Here is a 25,716-nt window from a genome sequence, read left to right as displayed (position 1 = left end):
GGCCCGCCGTCCGGGCCGGGCATCAGGGCTCGACGCCACCCTCGGCGCCGCCCTCGACGTCGCCCGGGGCGGCGGACCGCAACCGCTCCAGGAGCGGGCCGGCCGCCTCGTCGAGGAACTGGCCCTGGCGCTCGTCCCCGATCTGCACGAGCGCCAGGTCCGTGAACCCCGCCTCCCAGTAGGCGGAGGCGGCCTCGACGACCGCGTCCAGGTCCGGGCCGCACGGGATCGAGTCCGCGACGTCCTCGGGGCGGACGAACGCGGTGGCGCGGTCGAAGGCCTCGGTGGTGGGCAGGTTGGCGTTCACCGGCCAGCCGAGGCCGAACCAGCGGAACTGCTCGTGCGCGCGGGCGATCGCCGCGTCCCGGTCCGGGTCCCACGAGATCGGCATCTGGCCGATCTTCCGCGACGGTGGCAGCGCCGCGTCCTCGCGGACGGCGTCCCACCGCTCGACAAGGCCCGCCTTCGGCTCGGTCGCCACGAGGTGGTCGGCGAGCGGCGCGAGGTGCTCGACCGACTGCCGGCCCGAGACGGCCACGCCGATGTCGACCGGCACGTCCGGCAGGTCCCACAGTCGTGCCGAGTCCACCTGGAAGTGGTCGCCGCGGTAGCTGACGAGGTCGCCGCTGAAGAGCACGGAGATGATCTCGACGGCCTCCGCCAGCAGCTCGTGCCGCTCGTCGACGGCGGGCCAGCCGGCGCCGACGACGTGCTCGTTGAGGTTCTCGCCGGCGCCGAGGCCGAGGGTGAACCGGCCGTCGGAGAGCAGCCCGACCGTCGCCGCCTTCTGCGCCACGACGGCCGGGTGGTAGCGCAGGGTCGGGCAGGTGACGTACGTCATGAGCCCCACGCGCTCGGTCGCGTGCGCCACGGCCCCGAGCACGCTCCACGCGTACGGGGAGTGGCCCTGCGCGTCCAACCACGGGAAGTAGTGGTCGCTCATGACCTCGAAGTCGAAGCCGGCCCGCTCGCCGCGCACCGCGTACTCGACGAGGCTCTTCGGGCCGGCCTGCTCGGTCATCAGGGTGTAGCCGAAACGGGTCATGCGGCCACCGTGCGACGGCGGGCGGATGCCCGCACGCCGTCGTCGTCCCGGACTACCGCGCGGCGTCGGGGGCCTCGAGGTCCTCCGCGTCGACGATGCGGTACGCGTACCCCTGCTCGGCGAGGAACCGCTGCCGGTGGGCGGCGAAGTCCTGGTCCACGGTGTCGCGGGCGACGACGGCGTAGAAGTGCGCCGTCCGGCCGTCGGCCTTGGGCCGCATGACGCGCCCCAGCCGCTGCGCCTCCTCCTGGCGCGACCCGAACGACCCGGACACCTGGATCGCGACCGACGCCTCCGGCAGGTCGATGGAGAAGTTCGCGACCTTCGACACCACGAGCCGGCTGATCTCGCCCTCCCGGAAGGCGGCGAACAGCTTCTGGCGCTCGCGGACCGTCGTCGCGCCCGTGATGAGCGGCGCGTCGAGGTGCGCGCTGAGCTCCTCGAGCTGGTCCAGGTACTGGCCGATGACGAGCACCTGGTCGTCCGGGTGCTGCGCCACGATCCGCTCCACGACGCGGTTCTTGCCCGGCGCGCACGCGGCGAGCCGGTACTTGTCCTCCGGCTCGGCCGTCGCGTACACCATCCGCTCGTGCTCGGGCAGCGTGAGGCGCACCTCGACGCAGTCGGCGGGCGCGATGTACCCCTGCGCCTCGATGTCCTTCCACGGGGCGTCATAGCGCTTGGGGCCGATGAGGCTGAACACCTCGTCCTCGCGGCCGTCCTCGCGCACCAGCGTGGCGGTGAGGCCGAGGCGGCGGCGCGCCTGCAGGTCCGCCGTCATGCGGAAGATCGGCGCGGGCAGCAGGTGCACCTCGTCGTAGAGGATGAGGCCCCAGTCGCGGGCGTCGAGCAGCTCGAGGTGGCTGTACACGCCCTTCCGCTTGGTCGTGAGCACCTGGTAGGTGGCGATCGTGACGGGCCTGATCTCCTTGCGGGAGCCCGAGTACTCGCCGATCTCGTCCTCGGTGAGGGTGGTGCGGCGCACCAGCTCGTCGCGCCACTGCCGGGCGCTGACGGTGTTGGTCACGAGGATGAGGGTCGTGGTGCCGGACTTCACCATCGCGCCCGCGCCGACGATCGTCTTGCCGGCGCCGCAGGGGAGCACGACGACGCCGGAGCCGCCGTGCCAGAAGCCGTCCACCGCCTGCGCCTGGTAGGGGCGCATCTCCCAGGCCTTCGGCTCCTCGTGCGGGGTGCGCGGGTGGGTGGGGGAGGCGAGCGCGATCTCGTGCTTCTCGCCGTCGACATACCCGGCCAGGTCCTCCGCGGGCCAGCCCAGCTTGACCAGGACCTGCTTGAGGTGGCCGCGCTCGGAGGGGTGCACGACGACGGTCTCGTCGTCGATGCGGTCGCCCACCAGGCCGGCGGTGCGCTTCGACTTGAGCACCTCGGCCAGGACCGCGCGGTCGCTGGCTTCGAGGACCAGCCCGTGCGTGGGGTGCGTGGCGAGCGTGAGGCGGCCGTAGCGGCCCATCGTCTCGGCGACGTCGATGAGCAGCGCGTGCGGCACCGGGTAGCGCGAGTACTCGATGAGGGTGTTCACGACCTGCTCCGCGTCGTGCCCCGCGGCGCGCGCGTTCCACAGCCCCAGGCTGGTGAGCCGGTACGTGTGCACGTGCTCCGGCGCGCGCTCCAGCTCCGCGAAGGGCGCGATGGCGCGGCGCGCGTCGTCGGCGCGGGGGTGGTCCACCTCCAGCAGGATGGACTTGTCGCTCTGCACGATGAGCGGGCCGTCGGTCATGCGGCTCCTTCTTCGGGGGGTGGCGATCCAGGGTGTCAACGCCGCGGGCGGGCGCGGTTGTTCCGTGCGGGTGTCCGGCTAGGTCAGCCGTCCACCGGCTCCACACCGGCGATGCGGTGCACGGCGACGGTGAGCTCCGCCTCGCGCGCCGGGTCCAGCGCGCGCAGCCGGCCGCCGTCGAGCCGCAGCGGCTTGAGCGCGCGCCGCTCCATCGTGCCCGACGCGCCCACCATCTCGATCCACACGACGCGGCCGTCGCGCAGCGCGTCGTGCAGGGTGGCCAGCGCGTCGCCGGGTTCGGTGGTGCGGGACCGGCCGGTCGTCGCGGCGCCCCGGCCGCCGTGCACGGGCTCCGGCGGGGTCGCGACCCCGCTGCCCGGCGGCGCCCCCGCCGCGCGGTGCGAGGCGGCCAGCCGGTCCACCGCCGTCGCGTCGCCGGCGTCCGCGGCGCGCAGCCGGGCCACGAGGTGCGCGCGGGCGTCGTCCGACGTCGTCTCCGGTTCGGCGGCCGGGCCGCGGCGCGGGTCGCGCGGGGTGCGGTCCGGGCGCGGCGGGCGGCGCAGGCGCGCGCTGAGCACGCGGCCGTCGGGGCCCTCGACGGCGGACAGCAGGCCGCGGGCGCGCAGCGCGTCGTGCAGCTCGGCGGCGGGGACCGCCGCGGCCAGCACCGTCGGGGCGAGGCGCACCAGGCCCAGGTGCGCGAGCCGCGGGTCCGCCGCGAGCCCGGCGAGGACCGTCGGGTCGGCCGCGCGCACGTACGACCCGGCCGACCCCACCCGCAGCGACTCGTGCCGCCGCGCCGTGTCCCGCACCAGGTACTCCAGCGGCTGCGGCACGGGCACCCGCGAGCGGTGCGCCAGCGCGTCGAGCAGCTCGTCCGCCGTCGCGCCGTGGTCCAGCGCGCGCGTCACCGACGACGGCGAGAAGCGCACGGTCGTCGCCGCCCCGCGAGACTCCACGTCGGCCGACCGCTCCAGCAGGAGGGCCAGTGCCTGCGACGGCCGGCCCGGCACGATGCCGGTGAGATCGCCCTGCAGCAGCACCTCGTCGACCTCCGGCGGCAGCGCCGCGCGCAGCGCCCCCTCGAGGCCGTCGTCGGACGCGTGGTCCGCCCCGGTGCGCTGTGCGTCCGACAGGAGGGCGAGGAGGGCGGAGCCCGGGCCGGACAGCGCCCCCGCGCCGGTCGCGCCGAGCAGCGCGGCCTCCGTCAGCAGGCCGGCGACCGCCTGCTCCGGCGGCACGGTGCGCGGCGCGTGCCAGCGCAGCACCGTCATGACGGCGTCGACGTCGAGCGCGGTGCCGGGCTGCGCGGCCAGGACCTGGAGCACCTGACGGCGCAGCCGCGGCACCCAGCCGCGGTGCAGGTCGGGGGACAGCGGCGCGCGCAGGCTGCCCTTCTCGTCGCGGGAGCCCACCAGCCACGGCGTGCGCCGCGAGCCCGCCCACGCCGCGGCGAGGAGCGCCCAGCGCTCGGCGTCGTCCATCACCTCCCAGCGGTCGGCGACGGTCGTGGGCCGGTACGACGGCGGCGCCTCGCCGTCGTCGGCCACCACCCCCGCGGCGGCGGCCACCTCGACGACGAACGCCGTGTCCGCCTCGTCCGCGCCGAGCGCCTGGGCCGTGCGGCGCAGGTCGCGCACGCCGAGGCCGCCGCTGCGCAGCACCGCCGGGGCCGTGTCGTCCCACGCGGCGACCAGGAGGTCCACCCGGCGCACCAGCTCGAGCGCGGCGCTCGCGGCCTCGGCGTCGACGGCGGGCTCCGGCACGGCGCGCCCGTCCGGCCGGGGCGGCGCGAGCTCCGGGGAACGGTGCGTGCGCCCGCCGCGCAGCGCCAGCCCGACGTCGCGCGGCAGCGTCACGTGCCGGGCGTCCGTGCGCAGCAGCAGCCGCGCGTCGACCAGGGCGTCCACCGCGGCCCGCGCCGGCGTGCCCGGCGCCGGGACCAGGCCGATCGGCGGCCCCCACGTCAGCGCGTCCAGCACCTCGCGCCCGCCGCGGGGCAGGTCGGGGAGGGTGACGTCGCGCGCGTCCCCGGCCGTCGGCTGGCTGCGCTCGTCGGGGCGGGCCGGGCCGAGGCCGGCGGGGTGCGGGCCGAGGACGTCGTCGAGACCGGGCGCGGGGCGCAGGTCCGGGTGCCCGGGCTCGCCCGCGTCCCAGAGGAGCGCCGCGGTCAGCGCGTCGGCGAGCGAACGCTCGACGGCCGACCCTCCCTCGTCGGCACCGACCGCGTGCCGCACGTCGTCGGGGGAGACCGGGCCGTTGCCGGCGAGCGCGACCACCGCCTCCAGCGTCTGCAAGGTGCGCGCGTCCGCGTGCGCCAGCGCCCGCTCGAGGGCCGTGCGGCTGGACGCGCGGGCCGCCAGGGAGCGCAGCGTGGACGGCGACGGCGTGGCCAGGTCCGGCCGGGCGCGCAGCAGCGCGAGCAGCTCGGCGTCGTCGCGTGCGCGGATCGCCTCCGTGAAGGTGCGGGGCGCGTCCGTGCTGCCGGCGCCGTCCGCGACGTCGGCCTCCGCCGTGCCCCGGGGCGACGTGCTGGCCATCTGATCGATGCTACGCGCGGGTGGCGGTCGTCAGCCCTGGGCGGTGCGACGGCAGACCTCGTCCCACGGGGTGGGCTCGAGGCCCCAGCGGTCCCGTGCGGCGGAGTCGTCGAGGACGTACGGGCGCTCCCACTGGTAGACGAGCTGGCGCACCTCGCGCATGAAGGGGGAGACGGCGGCGACGGCGGCGAGCGCCGGCCCGCGCAGCGAGCGGGGGCGGACGGGCGGGTGCCCGGCGGCGGCGAGCACGTCGGTCAGGGCCTGCGCCTGGGTGCGCGGCGCGTTGCTCGGCACGTGCCAGGCGCGGCCGTGCGCGCCCGGGTCCTCGGCCGCGACGACGAGGGTGCGCGCGACGTCGCCCACGTCGGTGAACGTGTGCGGCAGGTCCGTGCGGCCCATCATCGTGACGCGCTTCCCGGCCAGCGCGGCCGGGAGGACGCGCGAGACGTGCCCGTTGCCGCCGACGCCGGGGCCCATGTAGTCCGACGCCCGGACCTCGACGGCGCCGCGCACCCGGCCCTCCTCGAACGCGCGGCGGGCGTCGGCCCACATCCGGGTGCGCAGGACCCCCTTGTGGTCGGTGGCGGCGTCGGGCAGGTCCTCGGTCATCGGTCCGTCGACCGGGCCGTACGGGTAGAGGTTGCCGGTGATCGCGTAGACGGCGCCCGAGCGCTCGGCGGCGGAGAGGAACGCGGCCGCGAGCGGCGGCCAGGCGCGCTCCCACTGCGTGTAGTCGCCGGGGTTGGCGCAGTTGTACAGGACGTCGGCGCCGTCGGCCGCGCGGGTCAGGGCGTCGGCGTCGGACGCGTCGAGTGCGGCGTGCGCGACGCCGGCGAGCCCGCTGTCGCGGCCGCTGCGGGTGACGACGGTGACGTCGGAGCCGCGCTCCGCGAGCAGGGCGGCGACGTGCCGGCCCACGGGCCCGGCGCCGACGATCAGGTGGCGGTCGGTCATGACTGGTGCCCCAATCCGAGAGCGGTGCTCTCTGCTGGGTCGAGCATGACACTGCCGACGCCCCATGGCAAGAGCGGTGCTCTCGTTTGTGGTCGATGCTCTCGCGTGCCAGGCTGAGGCGCATGGCCGACGCACCCCGCACCGCCCGCGCCCTCGCCCGGGAGACGCTCACCCGCGAGATCCGCACGGCCGCCCGCGCCCGCCTCGCGACCGACGGCCCGGCCGCCCTGTCCCTGCGCGCCGTCGCGCGCGACGTCGGGATGGTCTCCTCCGCCGTCTACCGCTACTTCCCCAGCCGTGACGCGCTGCTCACCGCCCTCATCGTCGAGTGCTACGACGAGCTCGGCGCCGCCGTCGAGGACGCCGACGCGGCCGTGGCCGACCGCGACGACGCCGCCGTGCGCTGGCTCGCCGCCTGCCGCGCGCTGCGGGCGTGGGCCGTGGCGCACCCCGCGGAGCTCGGGCTGCTGTACGGCACGCCGGTGCCCGGGTACGCCGCGCCGCGCGCCACCGTCGACCCCGCCACCCGCGTCGTCCGCGTGCTGGTGACGGTCGTGGCGCGCGCCCACGCGTCCGGCGCGACACCGCGCCCCGCGCCGGACGGCGCCCCCGACGCGACCGCCGTCCTCGGCCCGGCGCGGCAGTTCGTCGCCGCGCGCGGCATCGTCGAGGACGCGCCCACGGAGCTGGTCGCCCGCACGCTCATGGCCTGGACCACGCTGTTCGGCACCGTGTCGTTCGAGATCTTCGGGCACCTCGTCGGCTCCGTCGCCGACCCGGAGGCGTGGTTCGACGCCGTCACCCTCCGCCTGGCCGCCGACCTCGGCATCACTCGTTGACGGTCGCGGACCAGGACCGACGCCGACCAGGCGGTGAGTGCCGGAATGGGCGGCGAAATCACCCGATCACGGGGTCAACCGCCTGTTCGGCGCGAACGGAGGACGGTCGACCCGGACCGATGCGGCACCCTGCCGCGCCGGCCGGTAGCCTGAGCGTCTGGCCGTGTGCCGGGCGCGCGCCCGTGCACCGGCCGGATCCGGCTCCGCGCACCGGCGCGGGGCCGTAGTCGACGACGAGCACGAAGAGGTTCAGGTGCCCACCGGCAAGGTCAAGTGGTACGACGCGGAGCGCGGGTTCGGCTTCATCGCCAGCGAGGACGGTGGGGAGATCTTCCTGCACGCCTCCGCGCTGCCCTCGGACGTCGAGAGCGTCAAGCCCGGCGCCCGCGTCGAGTTCGGTGTGGCCGACGGCCGCCGCGGCCCGTCCGCGCTGTCCGTGAAGCTCCTGGACCCGACGCCGTCCGTGGCCAAGGCCAAGCGCAAGGCGCCGTCCGAGATGGCCGGCATCGTCGAGGACCTCATCAAGGTGCTCGACCGCGTGGGCGACCAGCTGAAGCGAGGCAAGTACCCGGACGCCACGGCGGGCAAGCGCGTCGCCACGCTGCTGCGCGCCGTCGCCGACGACCTCGACTCCTGACGCTCCGGCCGGCGACCACGCCCGAGACGAGGGCCCGAGACGAGGACATGACGAGCACGAAGAGGACGACGACATGGTGACCGCTGCCGCTGACGCCCCCGCACGCACGACGCGGGTCAGCTCCCGCGCGCGCAAGGACGCCGTGCTGCTGGGCGCGGTCGACCTGGCGCGCGAGGCCGCGCAGGAGGGCGCGACGTCGCCGTCGGACGTCGGCGAGCACCTGGGCACGGTCGCCGAGGGCGAGCGCCTGATGTCGCACCGGTTCGCCGCGACGATGCCCGGTTACCGCGGCTGGCACTGGACGGTGACGCTGGCGCGCGTGCCGCGCGGCAAGGTCGCGACCGTGTGCGAGGTCGAGCTGCTGCCCGGCGACGACGCCCTGCTCGCTCCGGCCTGGCTCCCGTGGTCGGAGCGGCTGCGCCCGGGCGACGTCGGCCCCGGCGACACGCTGCCGTTCAAGGCCGACGACCCGCGCCTCGAGCCCGGCTGGAAGGCCACCGGCGACGAGGAGCTCGACTCCGTCGCGATCGACGAGCTCGCCCTGGCCCGCGAGCGCGTGCTGTCCCCGCAGGGCCGCGACGAGGCCGCCGAGCGCTGGTACCGCGGGTCGCGCGGCCCGACGGCGCCGGGCGCGGTCGCCTCGCCGGCGGAGTGCACGACGTGCGGCTTCCTCGTGCCGCTGCAGGGCCCGCTCGGCCAGCTCTTCGGCGTCTGCGCCAACGCGTGGTCGCCCGACGACGGCAAGGTCGTGTCGCTGGACCACGGCTGCGGCGCGCACTCGGAGACCGACGCCCCGCACCCCCCGAGCGACTGGCCGGCCGACGCGCCGCTCATCGACGAGCTCCGGGTGGAGGCCGTGACGGTCGGGCCGCGAGCTCCGCGGACGCCCGCCGACAGGGCCGAGGGTGCGGACGAGACCGCCGGCACGACCGCTGACGCCGCCCGCGACGGCACGACCGACGCCGCGGAGGCGGACCCCGCTCCCGAGCGCCCCGACGCCGAGTGACGGGCGACGTCTTCGGGACCGCCGCGCTGCGGCACGCGGTCACGGAGGCGTGGCTCGGGTCGGGCACGCGCTTCCGGGAGGACGCGAACGCGGAGGAGGACCACGCGCGCGGCTACTACCGCGACCGTGTGGTGACCGAGCTCGCGCAGAACGCCGCTGACGCGGCCGCGCGTGCGGGTTTCCCGGGGCGGCTGCTGCTGCGCCTCACCGAGCTCGCCGGCGACCCGCGGGGGGTCGCCGTCCTCGCCGCCGCCAACACGGGCGCACCGCTGACGGCGGACGGCGTCGCGTCGCTCGCGTCGCTGCGCGCGTCGGCGAAGTCTTCCCCGTCGGTCGAACCCGCCCAGGCCCCGGCAGGGACCCCCGCAGAGGTGGGCCGCTTCGGCGTGGGCTTCGCGGCGGTGCGCGCGGTCTCCGACGAGGTCACGGTGCGCTCCAGCTCCGGCGGGGTGCGGTTCTCCCTGGTGGCGACGCGCGAGCTGCTCGACGACGTCGCCCCGGAGGGCTCCGCGCTGCGCGACGCCGTCGCCGGGCGCGGCGACGACCTGCCGGTGCTGCGCCTGCCGTTCCCGGCGCCGGCCCTGGGCGACGGGGCCGACGGGGCCGACGACGAGCGGGGCGGGTTCGCGACCGTCGTCGAGCTGGTGCTGCGCGACGACGACGCGGTCGCCTCCGTGCGCGCCCAGCTCGACGCCGTCGACGACGCGCTGCTCCTGGCGTTGCCCGCCCTCGCCTCGGTCGCCGTCCACGGCGACGACGGGGGGACGCCGTCGCGGGTGCTCGCCGACGTCGACGACCGGTGGGAGGTGCTGCGCCGGTCGGGAGAGGTCGCCGACGACGAGACGGCGGACCTGCCGCTCGAGCAGCGGCGCCCGCGCTGGTCCGTCGCGTGGGCGGTGCGACGGGACGACGCCGGCACGTCCGGCGACGGCGTCGAGGCGGACGGCGGCGTCGTGCTGCACGCGCCCACCCCGACGGACGTGCCGCTCACGTTCCCGGCGCTGCTCGTCGCGTCGTTCCCGGTGGACCCGGGACGCCGTCGCGTGCTCCCGGGGCCGCTGACCGACCGCCTCACCGCCGAGGCCGGGCGCGCGTACGCCGACCTGCTGGCCGGGCTGGCGCCCGAGCGGGGAGCGGACGTGCTCGACCTCGTGCCCGGCGGGATGCCGGCCGGTGACCTCGACGCCGCCGTCCGCGACGCCGCCCTCGATGCGCTGCGCTCGGCGCCCCTGCTCCCGGCGCCCCCCGACACGACGTCGCCCGCTGAGGACGCGGGGCCCGTCGCGGCCCGGGTCGCCCCCGCCGACGCGACGGTGCTCGTCGGTGCGGCGGGCGACGACCCGCGGCTCGTCGGCGTGCTGGCCGGCGTCGTGCCGGGTCTGGTGGCGCTCACGACGTCGCAGCAGGGCGTCGCGCGGCGGCTGGGCGCGGCGCCCACGACCCTCGCCGACGTCGTCGCCGACCTGCCCGGCGGCCTGCCCGCCGCGCGCTGGTACGCGCTGTGCGACGCGCTCGAGCCGTACGCCGCCGACCCGGGGGTGCTGGAGGCGCTGGCCGGCGCGCGGGTGCCGCTCGCGGACGGGCGGACGGCGTCCGGGGTTCGCGGCACGGTCGTGCTGCCGGAGGACGACGACGACCCCGCGCTCGCCGCCGTCGCCCGGACGCTCGGCGTGCGCGTCGTGCACCCGGACGCGGCGCACCCGCTGCTGGTCCGGGCGGGCGCGTCGTCCACCAGCCCGCGCGCGCTCCTGGACGACCCGGGCGTGCGGGCGCTCGCGCTGGCGGCGTCGGAGGCGCTGCTCGACGGCGCGGACGAGGTGCCCGCGACCGGCGCGGTCGCGGCCCCCACCCTCGTCGGGCCGGTGGACGAGGGGCCGCGCGAGGTGGTGCAGAACGTGCTCGCGCTCGCGCGTCTGGCGCACGCGGGCGGCGGGCACGACTTCCCGTTCTGGCTCGGCGAGCTGCCGGTGCCGACGGAGGACGGCTGGCGCCCCGCGCGCGAGGCGGTGCTGCCTGGCTCGTGGGCGGCCGCGGCGATGCCGGGGCTCGCGCCCGTCACGCGCGCCGCTGTCGCGTACTACCCCGCGCCGCTGCTCGTCGCGCTGGGGGTGCGGGCCGACGTCGACACCTACCGGGTGGCCGACGTGCTCACGCCCGATCCCGCGGACCCCGAGCCCGAGCACGGCCCCGACGACCCGGCCGGCTGGCTGTCCGGCTGGGAGGACTACCTGCGGTTCCTCGCCGACCGCGTCGGCCCCGGGGTCGACGTCGGGGACGTGGAGGCGGTCGCGGACCTCGACGCCGTGGGCGACCCCGACGACGACCCCGACGACACGGACGAGGGCGACCCGTGGGGGCGGGTGCTCGCCGCGCTCGCCGCGGACCCGGACGCGCGCCGCGCGCTCGTCACCCCCGTGGCCGGGGCGCCGTCGTACACGGCGTGGTGGCTGCGCGACCGGCTCGGCGGGCCGTTCGCGGCGCACGACGGCGTGCCGCTGCTGCCGCCCGCGCCGCCTGCCGTCGCGGCGCTCGACCCCGAGGCCCGGCGCGCGCTGGGCGTGGTCGACGGGCTCGACCGGCTCGACCCGCTGGACTGGCCGGCCGCGCTGGACCGGCTGCCCGACGTCGGCACCTCCGTGCCGCTGCCGGTCGCGCTCGGCGTGTGGCGGGGCCTCGCGGGCCTCGCGGTGCGGCTCGCGCCCTCTGCCCGCGCGGCCGCCCTCGACCCGCTGCCCGACCGGCTGCCCACGCTGGACGCGAGCGACGTCGTCGTGCGCCGGGCCGACGACGTCGAGGTGGCCGGCACGGCGCGCTGGGCCGTGCTGGGCGCGGTGCTGCCCGTGCCCGAGGCGGAGGTCGCGGCGGTCGCCGACCTGCTCGACCTGCCGGTGGTGGGGGAGGGCGGGCTGCCCGCCCCCGACGGGCCGGGCCGCGAGCGGGAGCTCGACGAGCGCGTCGCCGCCCTGGACCCGCGGCTGCCCGCGGTGTGGTTCGAGCACGGCCGGTTGTCCGTGGCAGGCAGCCCCGTGCCGTGGTGGGTGGACGCCGAGGGGCGCGCGCACGCCACCGACCGGGCCGGCCTCGCCGCCGCGCTCGCCGACGTCCTCGGCCGGCCCGACCGCTGCGCGCTGCTGGCCACCGTGCTGGCCGCGCCCGAGCGCGCCGCCGAGCTGTGGGTCACGACCGCCTGGGGCTGATCCCCGCGTGGCCGACGAACGGCCGGACCTCCCTACGATGTCCGGGTGCTCGAACCGCGGAACCTCACGACCTCGACCGGAGGCGCGCTGCGCCGCCTCACCCTCTTCACCGGCTCGTCGGCGGGCCGCGACCCGCGCTATGCCGCGGCCGTCCGCGACCTCGCCGAGGCGCTGGCCGGGAGGGGTGTCGGCGTCGTCTACGGCGGAGGCCGCGTCGGGCTGATGGGCGAGATCGCCGACGCCGCGCTCGCGCGCGGCGGTGAGGTGCTGGGCGTCATGCCGCAGGCCCTGGTCGACGGCGAGATCGCGCACCCCGGCCTCACGCGGCTGGAGGTCGTGGCCGACATGCACGAGCGCAAGCTGCGGATGGGCGAGCTCGGCGACGGGTTCGTCGCCCTGCCGGGCGGCGCGGGCACCCTGGAGGAGCTGTTCGAGGTGTGGACGTGGCAGCAGCTCGGCATCCACGCCAAGCCGGTGGCGCTGTACGACGTCGGCGGGTTCTGGCGACCGCTGCTCGCGATGGTCGACCACATGGTCGCCGAGGGCTTCCTCGCGTCGACCTACCGTGACGCGCTGGTCGTCGCGGACACGCCTTCGGCGCTCCTCGACGCGCTGGACGCCTGGCAGGCGCCCGCCGCCAAGTGGGGACGCTGAGGCCCGGGACGGTCAGTCCTCGCCGCGGTACTCGCCGCGGTGCTTGCGCTCCCACAGGAGGCCGGCACCGCCGAGGAGGATGCCGGCCACGCAGGTGATCACCGCCTCCTCCGTCGCGTCGCCGAGGGCGTACACGACCACCGTCGCGACGAGAGCGACCGCCCACAGGCCGATGCCGCCGAGCAGCACGCGCCGCAGGTCCACGCGCAGCGGCGGCGGGCCGGGACGGCGCTCCTCGGGATGGGTGAGCAGGCGGACGAGCGAGGGCACCCGCCCATCCTATGTCTCGGCTGCCAGGACCGTGGCCCGCGGCGGCAGTCGTCCGGGGCACCCCGGCCATGACGCGACGGTGCGGTTGAAGAGCGGGTGAAACCGCAGGTCAACGGGTGAAAACGGCGTCGGGTGAAAGGCGGGGTGAAAGGCCGCCGGAAGGCTCTCCGAAAGCCCCGCGACGCTCCTACCTTGGTGACGCCACCGCGCACAGGTGCGGTGCTCGACCCGGGAGAGGAGGCCACCGTGATCACCGTCTCGGACATCGGCCAGCCGCTCCGGTCGCGCACCGCCGCGCTGCGGGCCGCGCGCCTCAAGGAGGTGCGGGACTCGTTCCGTGCCGGGTCGTGGCAGACCTCCTACCGCCGCCGCCTGGTGCGCACGGACGTCGTCGTGGTGGTCGCCGCGGCCGTGACCGCCGCCGTCGTGCGGGGCGTCGTCGTGCACGACCACGTCACGCCGTGGGTGCTCGGGGACCAGCTGCTGTCCGTCGTCGTGCTGGTGACCGCCTGGCTCGGCAGCCTGTGGGCCGCCCGTGCCTACGACGTGCGGGTGTTCGCGTCCGGGCCGGCCGAGTACCAGCGGGTGTTCGACGCGTCGTGGCGGCTCGTGGCCCCGCTCGCGCTGCTCGCGCTGCTGCTCGCCCGCCCAGGCATCTCCTTGTTCCTGCTCGTCGCGGTACCCACCGGCGTCGTCGCGCTCCTGCTCGGGCGGTGGCTGTGCCGCGAGTGGCTGCACCGGCGGCGGCGCGAGGGCGGGTGCGTCACCCTCGTCCTCGCGGTGGGGCTGCGGGACCAAGTCGAGCGGCTCGTGCACGAGCTCAACGACCGCCCCTCCGGCTATCGGATCGTCGGGGTGTGCGTGCCGACGTCCGACGACATCCGGCCGGGCGAGGAGATCCTCGGCGTCCCCGTCCTCGGGGACCTGCGCACCGCGGGCACGATGGCGGCCCAGGTGGGCGCCGACTGCGTCGCGGTCAGCGGGTCCGACGCGATCACCGCGGACGTCGTGCGGCGCCTCGGGTGGGAGCTCGAGCCCGTCGGCGTGGACCTCATGCTCACCGCCGAGCTGGCCGACGTCGCGGGGCCGCGCATCACCGTCACCCCCGAGCAGTCGGTGTCCCTGCTGCACGTCGACGCCCCGCGCTTCACCGGGCCGCGGTACGTGCTCAAGTCGGTCGTGGACTGGACGGGGGCCGCGCTCATCACGCTGCTCCTGCTGCCCCTGATGGCGGTGGTCGCCCTCGCCGTGCGGGTCACGAGCCGCGGGCCCGTGCTGTTCCGCCAGGACCGGGTGGGGCGCGACGGCCACACCTTCGAGATGTTGAAGTTCCGCAGCATGCGCCAGGGCGCGGACCGCGAGCACACCGTGCTGACCGGACCCAGCGACGGCGACGGCGTCCTCTTCAAGCTCCACGACGACCCCCGCGTCACCACCGTCGGGCGCGTGCTGCGCCGGCTGTCGCTCGACGAGCTGCCGCAGCTGTTCAACGTGCTCGCCGGGCAGATGTCGCTCGTCGGGCCGCGGCCGCCGCTGCCCGACGAGGTGTCGAGGTACGAGGCGCGCGTGCGCCGACGGCTGCGCGTCAAGCCCGGCCTCACCGGGCTGTGGCAGGTGGGCGGGCGGTCCGACCTGTCGTGGGAGGAGGGCGTGCGGCTCGACGTCTTCTACGCGGAGAACTGGACCGTCTTCGGCGACCTGCTCATCCTCGCCCGGACCGCGAAGGCCGTGGTCACGGGGCGGGGAGCGTACTGACCCGTCGTCGCCCTGCCGCGCGTCCCGATGTGAATTCCGCGTCACCACACGGTTTCCGTGCAGGAGTCCTTCACAGGATCTGGCACGATTCTGCTCATGGCGAACCAGACCACCGCGCCGCCGCAGGGCGAGCTGAGCGCGATCGACCGCTTCTTCAAGATCACCGAACGAGGCTCCACCATCGGCGCGGAGATCCGCGGCGGTCTGGTGACCTTCTTCGCGATGAGCTACATCATCGTGCTCAACCCGCTGATCATCGGCACCGTGCCCGACGGCACGGGCCAGGTGCTCGGCGGCGGCACCGAGGCCACGCCGGAGACGCTCGGCATGGTCGCCGCCGCGACCGCGCTGATCGCCGGCGTCGCGACGCTCCTCATGGGCGTCTTCGCGAACTACCCCCTCGGCCTGGCCGCCGGCCTCGGCCTCAACGCCGTCGTCGCGTACTCCATCGCCGGCCTGCCGAACGTCACCTGGGCCGACGCCATGGGGCTCGTGGTGATCGAGGGCGTCATCATCCTGATCCTCGTGCTCACCGGGTTCCGGGAGGCCGTGTTCAACGCGGTGCCCGTGGAGCTCAAGACGGCGATCAGCGTCGGCATCGGCATGTTCATCGCGCTGGTCGGCCTCGTCAACGCCGGCTTCGTCGTGCCCGGCGAGGGCACCGTCGTCGCGCTCGGCAACCTCGGCACGTGGCCGATGCTCGTGTTCGTCGTCGGCCTCGTCCTCACCATCGTCCTGTTCGTGCGCAAGGTGCGCGGCGCCATGCTCGTCGCGATCATCACGGCGACGGCGCTCGCGGTCGTGCTCGAGAACACGCTGCACATCGGCGCCAAGAGCGCGGAGAACCCTGACGGCTTCAACCTCAACGCGCCCACCTTCTCGGGCGTGGTCACGACGCCGGACCTCGGCCTGATCGGCCAGTTCTCCCTGCTCGGCTCGTTCCAGAACATCGCGGCGGTGTCCGTGGTCCTCATCGTCTTCTCGCTGCTCATCGCGGACTTCTTCGACACGATGGGCACGATGGTCGCCGTCGGCTCCGAGGGGAAGCTCCTCGACAAGGACGGCAACCCGCCTCGCACGCGCGCCATCCTCGTGGCCGACTCGCTCGCCGCGGTCCTGGGCGGCGTCGGTAGCACGTCGTCCAACACCGCGTACGTGGAGTCGACGACGGGTGTCGGCGCCGGCGCGCGGACCGGCTTCGCCGCCGTCGTCACCGGCGCCCTGTTCCTGCTCGCGACGTTCCTGTCGCCCGTCGTCGCGCTGGTGCCCTACGAGGCCGCCGCGCCCGCCCTCGTCTTCGTGGGCTACCTGATGATGGCGCAGGTCGCCGGAATCTCGTGGCGCAACGTGGAGATCGCCATCCCCGCGTTCCTCACGATCATCATCATGCCGTTCACGTACTCCATCGCCGACGGCATCGGCGCAGGCTTCATCGCGTTCGTGATCATCAAGCTCGCGCTCGGCAAGGTGCGCCAGATCCACGCGCTCATGTGGGTCGCCGCGGCCATGTTCCTCGTCTACTTCACGCTCGAGCCCATCCAGGTGGCGCTGGGGCTCTGACCTCGCGCGACGGCGTCGCACCCACGGCCCTGGCCGGTCCTCGCGACCGACCGGGGCCGTCGTCGTGCGAGGGTGAAATGTTCCGCGGCTTCTGCCCGGTTGCGGCCGATTTCCGCGCTGGGTCGTGATCGATCCGTGGTCATCCGGTGCGGTGTACGGGGAGGCCCCCGCTACGATTGCCCCGGCCGTCGGACAGGGTCTCGACGGACCCTGGGAAGCCTTCTCCGACGAGCAGCCCCGCCCCCGAACCGAGGACTGGAAAGCATGCCCGCACGAGCCGACCGCCGGTGGTCGTCGACGACCGTCCGGAAGGCCGCGTGGCACCTGCGCCACGGCGGACCGGCCCAGCTGAGGGCGTTCCTGCGGCGGCGCCGGGCGACAGGGGAGCAGCGGTCGGGCGCCGGCCGGATGACGAGCGAGGGCCTCACCTTCGACCCCTGGGACATGCCGCGCCGCGCCCCCGGCCGCGACCTTCGGGTCGGCGTGATCCTGGACGACTTCTCGCGACTCGCGTTCGGCTACGAGTGGGAGCAGGTGCTCCTCAAGCCGTCGTCGTGGCGGGAGCAGCTGGACGGGCTGGACCTCGTCTTCGTGGAGTCCGCGTGGCGCGGCAACGGCGGGGCGTGGCAGTACCACCTCACCGGCACGTCGGCCCCGCGGCCCGCGCTGGTGGAGATGCTCGACGCCGCCCGCGAGCGGGGCATCCCGACGGTCTTCTGGAACAAGGAGGACCCGGTCCACTTCGAGGACTTCGTGGACACGGCGGCCCTGTTCGACCGCGTGTACACGACCGACGTCGGGCGCCTCGACGCCTACCGCGAGCGGCTGGGCCACGACCGCGTGGGCGTGCTGGCGTTCGGCGCGCAGCCCGCGATCCACAACCCCGTGCGCTCCCACGGCGACGGTCCGGGGCGCGACGTCGCGTTCGCCGGCACGTGGTTCGCGCACAAGTACCCCGAGCGCCGGGAGCAGGCCGAGATGCTGCTGGGAGGCGCGCTGGACGCGTCGCCGCGCATGGAGACCGGGCTGGAGATCTTCTCGCGGTTCCGCGGGCAGGGGGCCCAGTACGAGTTCCCGGAGCCGTTCGCGTCGCGCGTCGTGGGCTCGCTCGACTACGCGCAGATGCTCACCGCGTACCGCGACTACAAGGCGTTCCTCAACGTGAACTCGGTGGTCGACTCGCCGAGCATGTGCGCGCGCCGGATCTTCGAGATCACCGCGTGCGGCACGCCGGTCGTCACGGCGCCCAGCGCCGCGACGGGGGAGTTCTTCCCTGCCGACGAGGTCTTCGCGGTGACGACGCGCGCCGAGGCCGCGGACACGGTGCGCGCGCTCGTGCGGTCGCCCGAGCTGCGCGACCGCGCCGTCCACCGGGGGCAGCGACGCATCTGGCGCGAGCACACCTACGGCTCGCGCGTGCAGCGCGTCCTGCACGACGTCGGCCTCGCGCCGTCGGCGGAGGTGGCGCGGCCGAGCGTCACCGCGCTCGTGTCCACGAACCGCCCGCACCGGCTCGACGATGTGCTGCGCACCATCGGCGCGCAGGCCGGTGTGCAGGTGCAGCTCGCGCTGCTGACGCACGGCTTCGAGGTGGACGAGGCCGACCTGCGCGTGCGGGCCAAGGAGGCCGGCGTCGAGGACGTCGTGCTGCTGCAGGCGGGGAGCGACGTCCCTCTGGGGTCGTGCCTCAACCGGCTCGTCGACGCCGCGGACGGTGACGTGGTCGCCAAGCTGGACGACGACGACCTGTACGGCGAGCAGTACCTCTCCGACCAGCTGTACGCGCTGGACTACAGCGGTGCCGCGGTGGTGGGCAAGCAGGCGCACTACATGTACCTCGAGGGCCACGACGCCACCGTGCTGCGCTTCGCGGAGCGAGAGCACCGGTTCACCGACTTCGTCATGGGCCCGACCATCGTCGCGGCGCGTGCCGTCGCCGCCGAGGCGCGCTTCGGGGAGACCGCGAGGGGCGAGGACACCGAGTTCCTCCGCCGGGTCGTGGACCGTGGGGCGCGGATCTACTCCGCGGACCGCTTCAACTTCGTCCAGATGCGCTCCGGCGAGGGCCGGCACACCTGGACCGTCACCGATGCCGAGCTGCTCGCCAGCGGCTCGGTCGCCTTCTACGGACGTGCCGACCGGCACGTCCTCGTCTGAACAAGGACAAGCGATGGAGATCAACACCGTCGGCGTGATCGGGCTGGGCTACATCGGCCTCCCGACCGCGGCGATCCTCGCGTCGAGGGGCGTCAAGGTGGTCGGCGTGGACGTGAAGCCGTCCACCGTCGAGGCGGTCAACCGCGGTGAGGTCCCGTTCGTCGAGCCGGACCTGGCGAGGGAGGTCGCCGACGCGGTGGAGCAGGGCACCCTGCGCGCCACGGACACCCCCGAGCCGGCGGACGCGTTCATCGTCGCCGTGCCGACCCCGTTCCAGGGCGACCACGAGCCCGACCTCTCGTGCATCGAGGAGGCGGCCAAGGCCCTCGCCCCGCAGCTGCGCGGCGGCGAGCTCCTCGTCCTCGAGTCGACCTCGCCCCCCGGGGCCACCCGCGCGATGGGCGAGTGGGTGCTCGAGGCTCGCCCCGACCTCTCCCTGGACGGCGCCGACGGCCGTCCCCAGATCCACGTGGCGCACTGCCCGGAGCGCGTGCTGCCGGGCCGCGTGATGATCGAGCTGGTCACCAACGACCGCATCGTCGGCGGACTCACGCCCGAGGCGGCGCGGCTGGCGAAGGACCTGTACGCCGTCTTCTGCCAGGGCGAGATCCTGCTCACCGACGCCGTGACCGCCGAGATGGCGAAGCTGGTCGAGAACTCGTACCGCGACGTCAACATCGCCTTCGCGAACGAGCTGTCCCTCATCGCCGACAAGGTCGGCGTGGACGTGTGGGAGCTCATCCGTCTGGCCAACCACCACCCGCGCGTGAACATCCTGCAGCCCGGCCCCGGTGTCGGGGGGCACTGCATCGCCGTGGACCCGTGGTTCCTCGTCGACGCCGCGCCCGAACAGGCGCGCCTCGTCCGCACCGCGCGGGAGGTCAACGACAGCAAGCCGCAGTGGGTCATCGACCAGGCTGTCGCCGCCGTCGAGGGGATCGAAAGGCCGACCATCGCGGCTCTGGGCCTCGCGTTCAAGGCCGACATCGACGACCTGCGCGAGTCGCCGGCGCGACGCATCGTCGCCGGGCTCGCGGACCGGCTGCCACAGGCACAGATCCTGGCCGTCGAGCCGCACGTCCGAGAGCTTCCCGAAGACCTCGCAGGCCGAGGCAACGTCGTACTGAAGGACCTCGACCAGATCTGGGGCGCAGACGTGATGATCGTGCTCGTCGACCATTCCGACTTCCGGACGACCTTCGCCGAGGATGCGATTCGTCGGACCTCGGTGATCGACACCCGGGGGGTGCTCGCATGAACGCCGGTACGGATCCGGCGGGAGGCATCACGCGGCACCTCCGGGGGCTTGTCGCCGCGGTCGTCGCGGCCGGTGCGCTCACCTCGCTCGCCCTCGGCCTTGCCGGGGTCGGCAACAGCCTGCTCCAGGTGTCGACGGCCGTGGGGGTCGTCGCGATCCTGGCCCTGGGCGCCCGGGACGAGAGGCGTTCCGCGATGCGCGACGCGCGTGCTCGCGCTCTGATGCGGGACAACATGAGCGCGATCCGCCACCTGACGGAGACGACGCGCGCCGCGGACGCGAGGATCGCCGAGGCGATCGACGACATGCGTCGTGAGCAGGCCGATGCCCACGCGCGACAGGCCGACGCCGCCGCACAGGTGGCTGCGGACGTCGACCGTGTCGTGGGTCTGGTCGGCAGGCTGGACGCGGTCCACGAGCTCGAGCGTCTCCGGGAGGCGCAGGCACGGAACGGAGCGCGGGCCCGTCTGCTCGCGGAGAGCCTTCGTTCCCACGAGAGGACCAGGGGATGACACCAGTCACTGAGCTTGATGTCCTGCAGATCGGCGAGTTCCGGTTCGCCGGCGGGTCCGGGCGACGGCTGGCGGAGGAGGTCGAAGCCCTCAGCGACCTCGGACTGCAGGTCGGCCTGATGGCCCTCAACACCTCGCGCTTCAAGCGCGGGACGCCGTGGCACCGGCGGATCCTTGAGGTGCTGAAGCGCCCGAACGTCTTCGTCGTCGAGCCCACGGCGACCGTCGCCACGGACCTGACGGTGCTGAGGCATCCCGCGCTCCTGGCGGAGGCCCTGCCCGAGACCCGGCGCATCCGCACCGGCAGAGCGCTCGTGGTCGCGAACCAGAGCCGGGTGATCGACGGGATCGACTACGACGCCACGCAGGTGCACGAGGCGTTGACGGCGTGGCTCGGGATTCTTCCGACGTGGATGCCCATCGACGGCCATGTCCGCGACGAGCTGCTGCTGTCGGCCATCGACCGGCAAGCGATCTCGGACACGGACTGGATCCAGCTGCCGTGGCGGGAGGAACCGGAGTCCGTCCTCGCGTACGAGGCGGAGGGGTTGAGCATCTTCTGCCCCGAGGCGCTGGCCGACCAGGTGCGGACCTCGATGGACGCGTACGGTCCCCTCCAGGCCGACGGCGGCGACGTCCGCCTGTTTGTCGGGGACGGGTCCGCGGACCCGAGCTCGACCTGGCGCGTGGCGCTCGGGGCGGCTCACGCGGGATTCCGGGTGATCCTCCCGGCACGGGCCGTCGAGGAGATCGGTTGGTCCGGTCCCACGTACTCGCACCGCGGCATCGCCGACGCCGTGGCGAGCGTGGCTGCCGGCGTCGTCCGGTCGCCCGTCGTCGGGCGCGCCTTGCACGACGTCTACGCTCGGGATCTCGTCCACCACCTCTACGGATACGGATCCCGGCGGGACGCCGGCCGTCCTAGCCCCCGAGCCGCGACCCGCGGACAGCGGGCGAGACCCGTCGTCCTCTTCGTGACGAGCAACGGGGCCGGCATGGGACACCTCACCCGGGAGCTGGGTATCGCGAGGGCGCTCGCGCCGTACGCGGATCCCGTGTTCGTCTCCTTGTCGCAGGGCGTGCCGGTGGTGCGCAAGTTCGGGTTCCCCTACGAGTACGTGCCCTTCACGAGTGCGTTGCACGCACCCGCCGACCAGTGGAACAGGTACTTCCGCGAGCGTCTCAAGCGAGCGATCGAGACCTATGACGCCGCCTGCGTGGTGTTCGACGGGGTCTGGCCCTACGGAGGGCTGATCCAGGCGGTCAAGGCCACCGGCGTCCGCTCCGTCTGGGTCCGGCGGGGTATGTGGAAGCCCCACATCTCGCCCGACCAGCTGCGCACCGCGAGCCGGTTCGACCTCGTCATCGAGCCCGGCGACTTCGCGGCGTCCATGGACCGTGGAGCGACGACGACGGTGTCGGACGCGCTGAAGGTCGAACCCATCACCGTCGTCTCCTCCGGGGAGATCCTCGGACGGGACGAGGCGCGGCGGGCGCTCCACCTTCCTCTGGGGAACAAGCTCGCACTGGTGACGCTCGGCGCGGGCAACATTAACAACATCGTGGACATGCAGGGACTGTTCGTACGGGCCGTCCAGGGACTCGGCCCCGAGTGGCGTGCGGTCGTGACCACGCCCCCGATCGCCGACAGCTCGGGGGTCGACGAGGCGATCGAGGTGTCGGCGTTCCCGCTGGCCCGGTATGCGATGGCTTTCGACTTCGCGGTCTCGGCAACCGGCTACAACTCGTACCACGAGTGGCTGATCGCGGGGCTGCCGGCGATCTGGGTGCCCAACCACGACACGATCACCGACGACCAGGACGCGCGCGCAGAGTTCGCTGAGCGGGAGGGGCTGGGCCTGAACGTGCCCGAACCGACCGCCGCCTCGGTGGGCGAGGCTGTCCGGACGATGGGTTCCACGGAGGTCAGACAGAAGATCGGTCAGCGTGCCGAGGACCTGCCGAGAACAAATGGAGCGACGCGCGCGGCCGCGGCGATCGCCGAGCTGCTGGGGGTGCATGCCGGATGACCACGCACGGCGCCACACGACCGGCCCTGGTCGCTGACCTGATCAGGGACATCAGGGCGGACCTGCCGCTGCGGTCTCGTCCGAGGCTCGACGTGGGAAGCACCAAGGGTGTGCGGGCGCACGAGACGACGACGCTTCCGCTCTACCTCGTCCCTGTCTTCGACCTCGCGGACAGCGCGCTCGATCGACTGTTCCGACAGCTCTACGGTGCGCAGGCGGCATCGGACGGCTTCCGTGTCGTGCTGTTCACCTCGGACGACCTGTTCAAGCGGGCGCGTGCGTACGGCTGGGCCGTCGAGCACGTCATGGACGAGAGCAGCTGGATCGGAAGGGGCCGAACGTCCGCCGAGTGGGAGACCCACGCCGTGGAGTCGTTCCGCTGGGCGGTCGGCGAGTACGGCGCTCAGGGGATCCTGCTCCCCGAGGCGAACGGCGACCTCACCGAAGAGCTCTTGTCCGCACGGTTGCCCGTCTCGGCGGAGCATCCGGACGGAGCCCCTGACCCCCGGGAGCCGTTCGCGTCGTGGCGGGAGTGGAGCAGCGGCGGGGGCACACTGCGCTGGGGGGAGTCGCACGTCCGGACCCACGACCAGACGGTGGAGGTCCAGGCAGTCCGGGGCGACGCCCACTCCCACGTGGTGTTCCTTGGCGCCTGCGACGACGACGGCGTCTCGTCGTTGCTGACCGCGGCTCGCCACAGCGACTGGTCCACCGTGGTCCTCTCCGCCACGGACGACGCGGCCGCGTCGGAGCTCGGAGCCAGGACGTGCCTGGGCCTGACACCTCCGGGGTATGTGCGCGTCGCTGTGGTGGGACCGGGCGTGGCTGACGTCGGTTACCTCGTGGCGCTGAACGACTTCGTCGTGCGGGCCGACGGAGACCGGTACGTCGTCGCTCCGTGCCTGGAGCGCGACGCGGACCACGAGGCCCGGTTGGGTGACTGGCAACCGATCGAGGCCGGAGCGTTCGTGGACGCGGTGGACGACTACGTCAGGTGGTGCCGCAGCAGCCAGAACAGCCGTCTGTCCTTCGCGGCGGTCTGACCTCATGGAGCAGCCGACGCCGCCGGGCACGTTCCTGCACGTGGCGGGAGCGCGTCCGAACTTCCCGAAGCTGGCGCCGGTGTACGACGCGCTTCGGTGCCGTGGTGCCCGTCAGTTCGTGGTGCACACGGGCCAACACTTCGACGACGCGCTTTCCGGAGTGTTCTTCCGGCAGCTGGGTATGCCCGCTCCGGATCGGAACCTCGGTGTCTCTGGCGGATCGGACTCCGAGGTCATCGCACGGATCATGCTGGAGTTCGAGGCGGTCGCCAGGTCGATCGACCCCGTGTGCGTGATCGTGTACGGGGACGTGAACTCGACGATCGCGGCGGCAACGGTCGCGGTCAAGCTCGGAATCCCGGTCGCTCATGTCGAGGCAGGGCTGCGGAGCCGAGACCGGTCCATGCCAGAGGAGATCAACCGCATCGTGACCGACCACTTGGCCTCGGTCCATTTCGCGACCAGCTCGGATGCTGTGGAGAACCTCGCCGCCGAAGGCATCACGGGCGAGGGCGTCGAGCTCGTCGGCAACCCGATGATCGACACGTTGCTCCTCTCCATGGAGAGGTTCGACGCGGAGGCCTTGCGCCGTGACCTTCGACTGCCGCACGAGTACGCGACCGTCACGGTGCACCGGCCCGGGAACGTCGACACGGACGAGGACGCCCGCGAGATCGTCGAAGCGGTCCACGGAGTCGCCGACCTGGTCGACGTCGTCCTTCCTGTGCATCCGCGGGGGAGCGCCCGCCTGCGGAGTCAAGGCCTCGAGAAGCACGATCGGGTGCACGTCGTGCCACCACTTGGCTACCTCGAGTTCATGGGGCTGGTACGAGAGTCCCGCCTCGTCGTCACCGACTCCGGCGGCGTCCAGGAGGAGACGACCGTCCTCGGCGTCCCGTGCCTGACGCTCCGGGCGAACACCGAGCGCCCGGTGACCATCACTCACGGGAGCAATCAGCTCGTCGGCCGTGAGAGCGTGGTTCGCGCGGCGACCCAGGTGCTCGCCGAGGAGCGCGGCGTGAGCGTGCGCCCGCCCTTGTGGGACGGAGCAGCCGGGGAGAGGATCGCGGATTCCTTGAACCGGCGTTTTCAGCATCTCTCGATCAACTGTGCTCAGAACCGCTGAGCGCCGTCATCCAAAGCTACTGACATCAGGGGAGAACGTCGATGAAGGTCTCTGCCGTCCGGGACGAGTCGTGGGTCAGGTTCTCGTGCGAGATCGAGGACGGGGACACGCCTGTCGTGACTCCGGGATCGCTTGCCGCCCATGACGCGCGGGTGCGGCTGTCGTCCGAGGTCCAGGTCCACCCAGATCTCATGGCGCTCGCGGCGATCCTCGTGTTCGCGCCATGGTCGCGACGCTTCGAGTTCGAGTTCGGGGTCAGTGCGCAGTTCGCCGACACTGCTCGAGACGCGGCCGGGTTCGACGTCGGGCCCGTCGATCCCGCCCTGGCGCCGAGGTCCCGCCCCGCGGACTCCGTTCCCGGGCTGTGCTACAGCGGTGGAGCCGACTGCACGGCCGCGCTGACGGTCATGCCCGAGTCCACGGTGTCGTACTTTCTTGATCGGATCTCCCGTCCGGACGAAAAGTGGCGTGGGCTCTACCGCAAGGAAGCCGCGCACCACGCTTGCGCGCAGCTGACGAGGGCGGGGCGCACGGTGAACATGGTCGAGACGGACTTGGAGTTCGTTCGGTCTCCCGTCGGCTTTCCGCATGACTTCTCGAACGCGGTGCCGGCGGTTCTGAGCGCGGACCGTGACGCCCTGGGGTCGATCGCTTGGGGGGCAATTCTCGAGTCCACCTACCGCGTGGGTTCCCTTCGCTTCCGGGACTATGTCAAGAGCCCTTGGTTCGTGGGAATCGGCCCCCTGTTCGAGGCGGTCGGCCTTCCGGTCTACAACCCTGTCGCCGGTGTCAGCGAAGTGGGTACCGCGATCATCGCAGGCAGGTCGGAGTACGGTTCGTACGCTCAGTCGTGCATGCGCGGGTTCGTGGGCGAGCCGTGCCGTCGGTGCTGGAAGTGTGCCCGCAAGATCCTTCTCGAGTCGGCCCTCTCAGGGGAATGGCCGGATCCGCAAGAGATCAACGCCATGGCGGTGGGCGCGGACACGCCAAAGCTCTTCCTCAAGGAGCCGCTCAAGCACGAGGGGGTCGTCGCTTTCTTCGCGAGGCGCTACCCGACGGATGGTGACAGTGAATTCATGCGCTTGCTGAACGAGCGTGTGACGGGCTACTCGGTGGAGTGGCTGAACCATTGGTACGTGCCGTCGATGGACAACGTCCCGACGGACCTGCGGGAGTTCTCGACCGCCCGCATCAACGAGTACCTCGAGCCGATGTCGGTCGACGAGATGGAGGACTTCCGGTCCTGGGACATGCGGCCCATGCTGGCTACTGATCGACGCAAGAATGCCACGGCAGCGTTCTCGGACTACCTGAACGGCCTTCTCCTGGAAGCCAAGGGGGCGTCCCTGTCGGCACGGTGACGTGGCGTTGCGGCCGCCCTGGCGTCGTGGC

19 protein-coding genes are annotated in these 25,716 nt (G+C 73.8%); 14 read left to right on the top strand and 5 right to left on the bottom strand.

Annotated elements, in window-relative coordinates:
* Positions 1-22 precede the first annotated feature (22 nt).
* The 4 genes from ACFWEK_RS03620 to ACFWEK_RS03605 all read right to left on the bottom strand — a co-directional run bounded on the left by ACFWEK_RS03620 (position 23) and on the right by ACFWEK_RS03605 (position 6,280).
* Positions 23-1,045, bottom strand: a complete 1,023-nt coding sequence (locus ACFWEK_RS03620; protein ID WP_430553128.1) for a TIGR03557 family F420-dependent LLM class oxidoreductase — start codon at positions 1,043-1,045, stop codon at positions 23-25.
* A 52-nt stretch (positions 1,046-1,097) separates the two neighbouring features.
* The gene (locus ACFWEK_RS03615) at positions 1,098-2,786 is read right to left on the bottom strand and encodes a DNA repair helicase XPB (protein ID WP_430553127.1); all 1,689 of its coding nucleotides are present in this window, start codon (positions 2,784-2,786) and stop codon (positions 1,098-1,100) included.
* 83 nt (positions 2,787-2,869) lie between these two features.
* Positions 2,870-5,326 (bottom strand): helicase-associated domain-containing protein, encoded by a 2,457-nt coding sequence (locus ACFWEK_RS03610; RefSeq protein WP_430553126.1) that lies wholly within the window; start codon positions 5,324-5,326, stop codon positions 2,870-2,872.
* 30 nt (positions 5,327-5,356) lie between these two features.
* Positions 5,357-6,280, bottom strand: coding sequence for an NAD-dependent epimerase/dehydratase family protein (locus tag ACFWEK_RS03605; RefSeq protein ID WP_430553125.1), 924 nt, complete (start codon positions 6,278-6,280; stop codon positions 5,357-5,359).
* A gap of 122 nt (positions 6,281-6,402) precedes the next feature.
* Between ACFWEK_RS03605 and ACFWEK_RS03600 the strand changes: the two genes are divergently transcribed.
* From ACFWEK_RS03600 to ACFWEK_RS03580, 5 genes are all read left to right on the top strand, one after another.
* Entirely contained in the window at positions 6,403-7,119 is a 717-nt protein-coding gene (locus tag ACFWEK_RS03600) for a TetR/AcrR family transcriptional regulator (RefSeq protein WP_430553124.1), read from the top strand.
* 253 nt (positions 7,120-7,372) lie between these two features.
* Positions 7,373-7,756: a cold-shock protein gene (locus ACFWEK_RS03595; protein ID WP_430547910.1), complete on the top strand. Its 384-nt coding sequence runs from the start codon at positions 7,373-7,375 to the stop codon at positions 7,754-7,756.
* Between the two features lie 73 nt (positions 7,757-7,829).
* Complete coding sequence (locus ACFWEK_RS03590; RefSeq protein WP_430547911.1) at positions 7,830-8,762, top strand: DUF3027 domain-containing protein; 933 nt, start codon at positions 7,830-7,832, stop codon at positions 8,760-8,762.
* The gene (locus ACFWEK_RS03585; protein ID WP_430553123.1) at positions 8,759-11,959 is read left to right on the top strand and encodes a sacsin N-terminal ATP-binding-like domain-containing protein; all 3,201 of its coding nucleotides are present in this window, start codon (positions 8,759-8,761) and stop codon (positions 11,957-11,959) included. The genes ACFWEK_RS03590 and ACFWEK_RS03585 overlap by 4 nt, the downstream gene beginning before the upstream one ends.
* 45 nt (positions 11,960-12,004) lie before the next feature.
* Positions 12,005-12,613, top strand: a complete 609-nt coding sequence (locus ACFWEK_RS03580) for a TIGR00730 family Rossman fold protein (RefSeq protein WP_430547913.1) — start codon at positions 12,005-12,007, stop codon at positions 12,611-12,613.
* A 12-nt stretch (positions 12,614-12,625) separates the two neighbouring features.
* Here ACFWEK_RS03580 and ACFWEK_RS03575 read toward each other — a convergent pair whose 3' ends face one another.
* Complete coding sequence (locus ACFWEK_RS03575) at positions 12,626-12,883, bottom strand: DUF2530 domain-containing protein (protein WP_430547914.1); 258 nt, start codon at positions 12,881-12,883, stop codon at positions 12,626-12,628.
* Positions 12,884-13,129: 246 nt separating this feature from the next.
* On the opposite strand from ACFWEK_RS03575, the gene ACFWEK_RS03570 reads away from it, so the two are divergent.
* From ACFWEK_RS03570 to ACFWEK_RS03530, 9 genes are all read left to right on the top strand, one after another.
* Entirely contained in the window at positions 13,130-14,638 is a 1,509-nt protein-coding gene (locus ACFWEK_RS03570) for a sugar transferase (RefSeq protein WP_430553122.1), read from the top strand.
* A 96-nt stretch (positions 14,639-14,734) separates the two neighbouring features.
* Positions 14,735-16,198, top strand: a complete 1,464-nt coding sequence (locus ACFWEK_RS03565) for an NCS2 family permease (RefSeq protein ID WP_430553121.1) — start codon at positions 14,735-14,737, stop codon at positions 16,196-16,198.
* Between the two features lie 264 nt (positions 16,199-16,462).
* Positions 16,463-18,355, top strand: coding sequence for a glycosyltransferase (locus ACFWEK_RS03560; RefSeq protein WP_430553120.1), 1,893 nt, complete (start codon positions 16,463-16,465; stop codon positions 18,353-18,355).
* Positions 18,356-18,368: 13 nt separating this feature from the next.
* Positions 18,369-19,613 (top strand): UDP-N-acetyl-D-mannosamine dehydrogenase, encoded by a 1,245-nt coding sequence (wecC, locus tag ACFWEK_RS03555; RefSeq protein ID WP_430553119.1) that lies wholly within the window; start codon positions 18,369-18,371, stop codon positions 19,611-19,613.
* A 140-nt stretch (positions 19,614-19,753) separates the two neighbouring features.
* A complete protein-coding gene (locus ACFWEK_RS03550) occupies positions 19,754-20,125 on the top strand; it encodes a hypothetical protein (RefSeq protein WP_430553118.1) in 372 nt (123 codons plus the stop codon).
* Complete coding sequence (locus ACFWEK_RS03545) at positions 20,122-22,155, top strand: hypothetical protein (RefSeq protein ID WP_430553117.1); 2,034 nt, start codon at positions 20,122-20,124, stop codon at positions 22,153-22,155. The genes ACFWEK_RS03550 and ACFWEK_RS03545 overlap by 4 nt, the downstream gene beginning before the upstream one ends.
* A complete protein-coding gene (locus ACFWEK_RS03540; protein ID WP_430547921.1) occupies positions 22,152-23,198 on the top strand; it encodes a hypothetical protein in 1,047 nt (348 codons plus the stop codon). Before ACFWEK_RS03545 ends, ACFWEK_RS03540 begins: the two co-directional genes overlap by 4 nt.
* Before the next feature lie 4 nt (positions 23,199-23,202).
* On the top strand, positions 23,203-24,324 hold the full coding sequence (wecB, locus tag ACFWEK_RS03535) for a non-hydrolyzing UDP-N-acetylglucosamine 2-epimerase (protein WP_430553116.1): 1,122 nt from the start codon (positions 23,203-23,205) through the stop codon (positions 24,322-24,324).
* Between the two features lie 41 nt (positions 24,325-24,365).
* Positions 24,366-25,685 (top strand): DUF6395 domain-containing protein, encoded by a 1,320-nt coding sequence (locus ACFWEK_RS03530; RefSeq protein WP_430553115.1) that lies wholly within the window; start codon positions 24,366-24,368, stop codon positions 25,683-25,685.
* Positions 25,686-25,716 lie beyond the last annotated feature (31 nt).

The organism is Isoptericola sp. NPDC060257, from assembly GCF_042726645.1.
Lineage (GTDB): Bacteria > Actinomycetota > Actinomycetes > Actinomycetales > Cellulomonadaceae > Isoptericola > Isoptericola nanjingensis.
The sequence above is the reverse complement of the archived record's forward strand: the minus strand, read 5'-3'. Positions and strand labels throughout refer to the sequence as shown.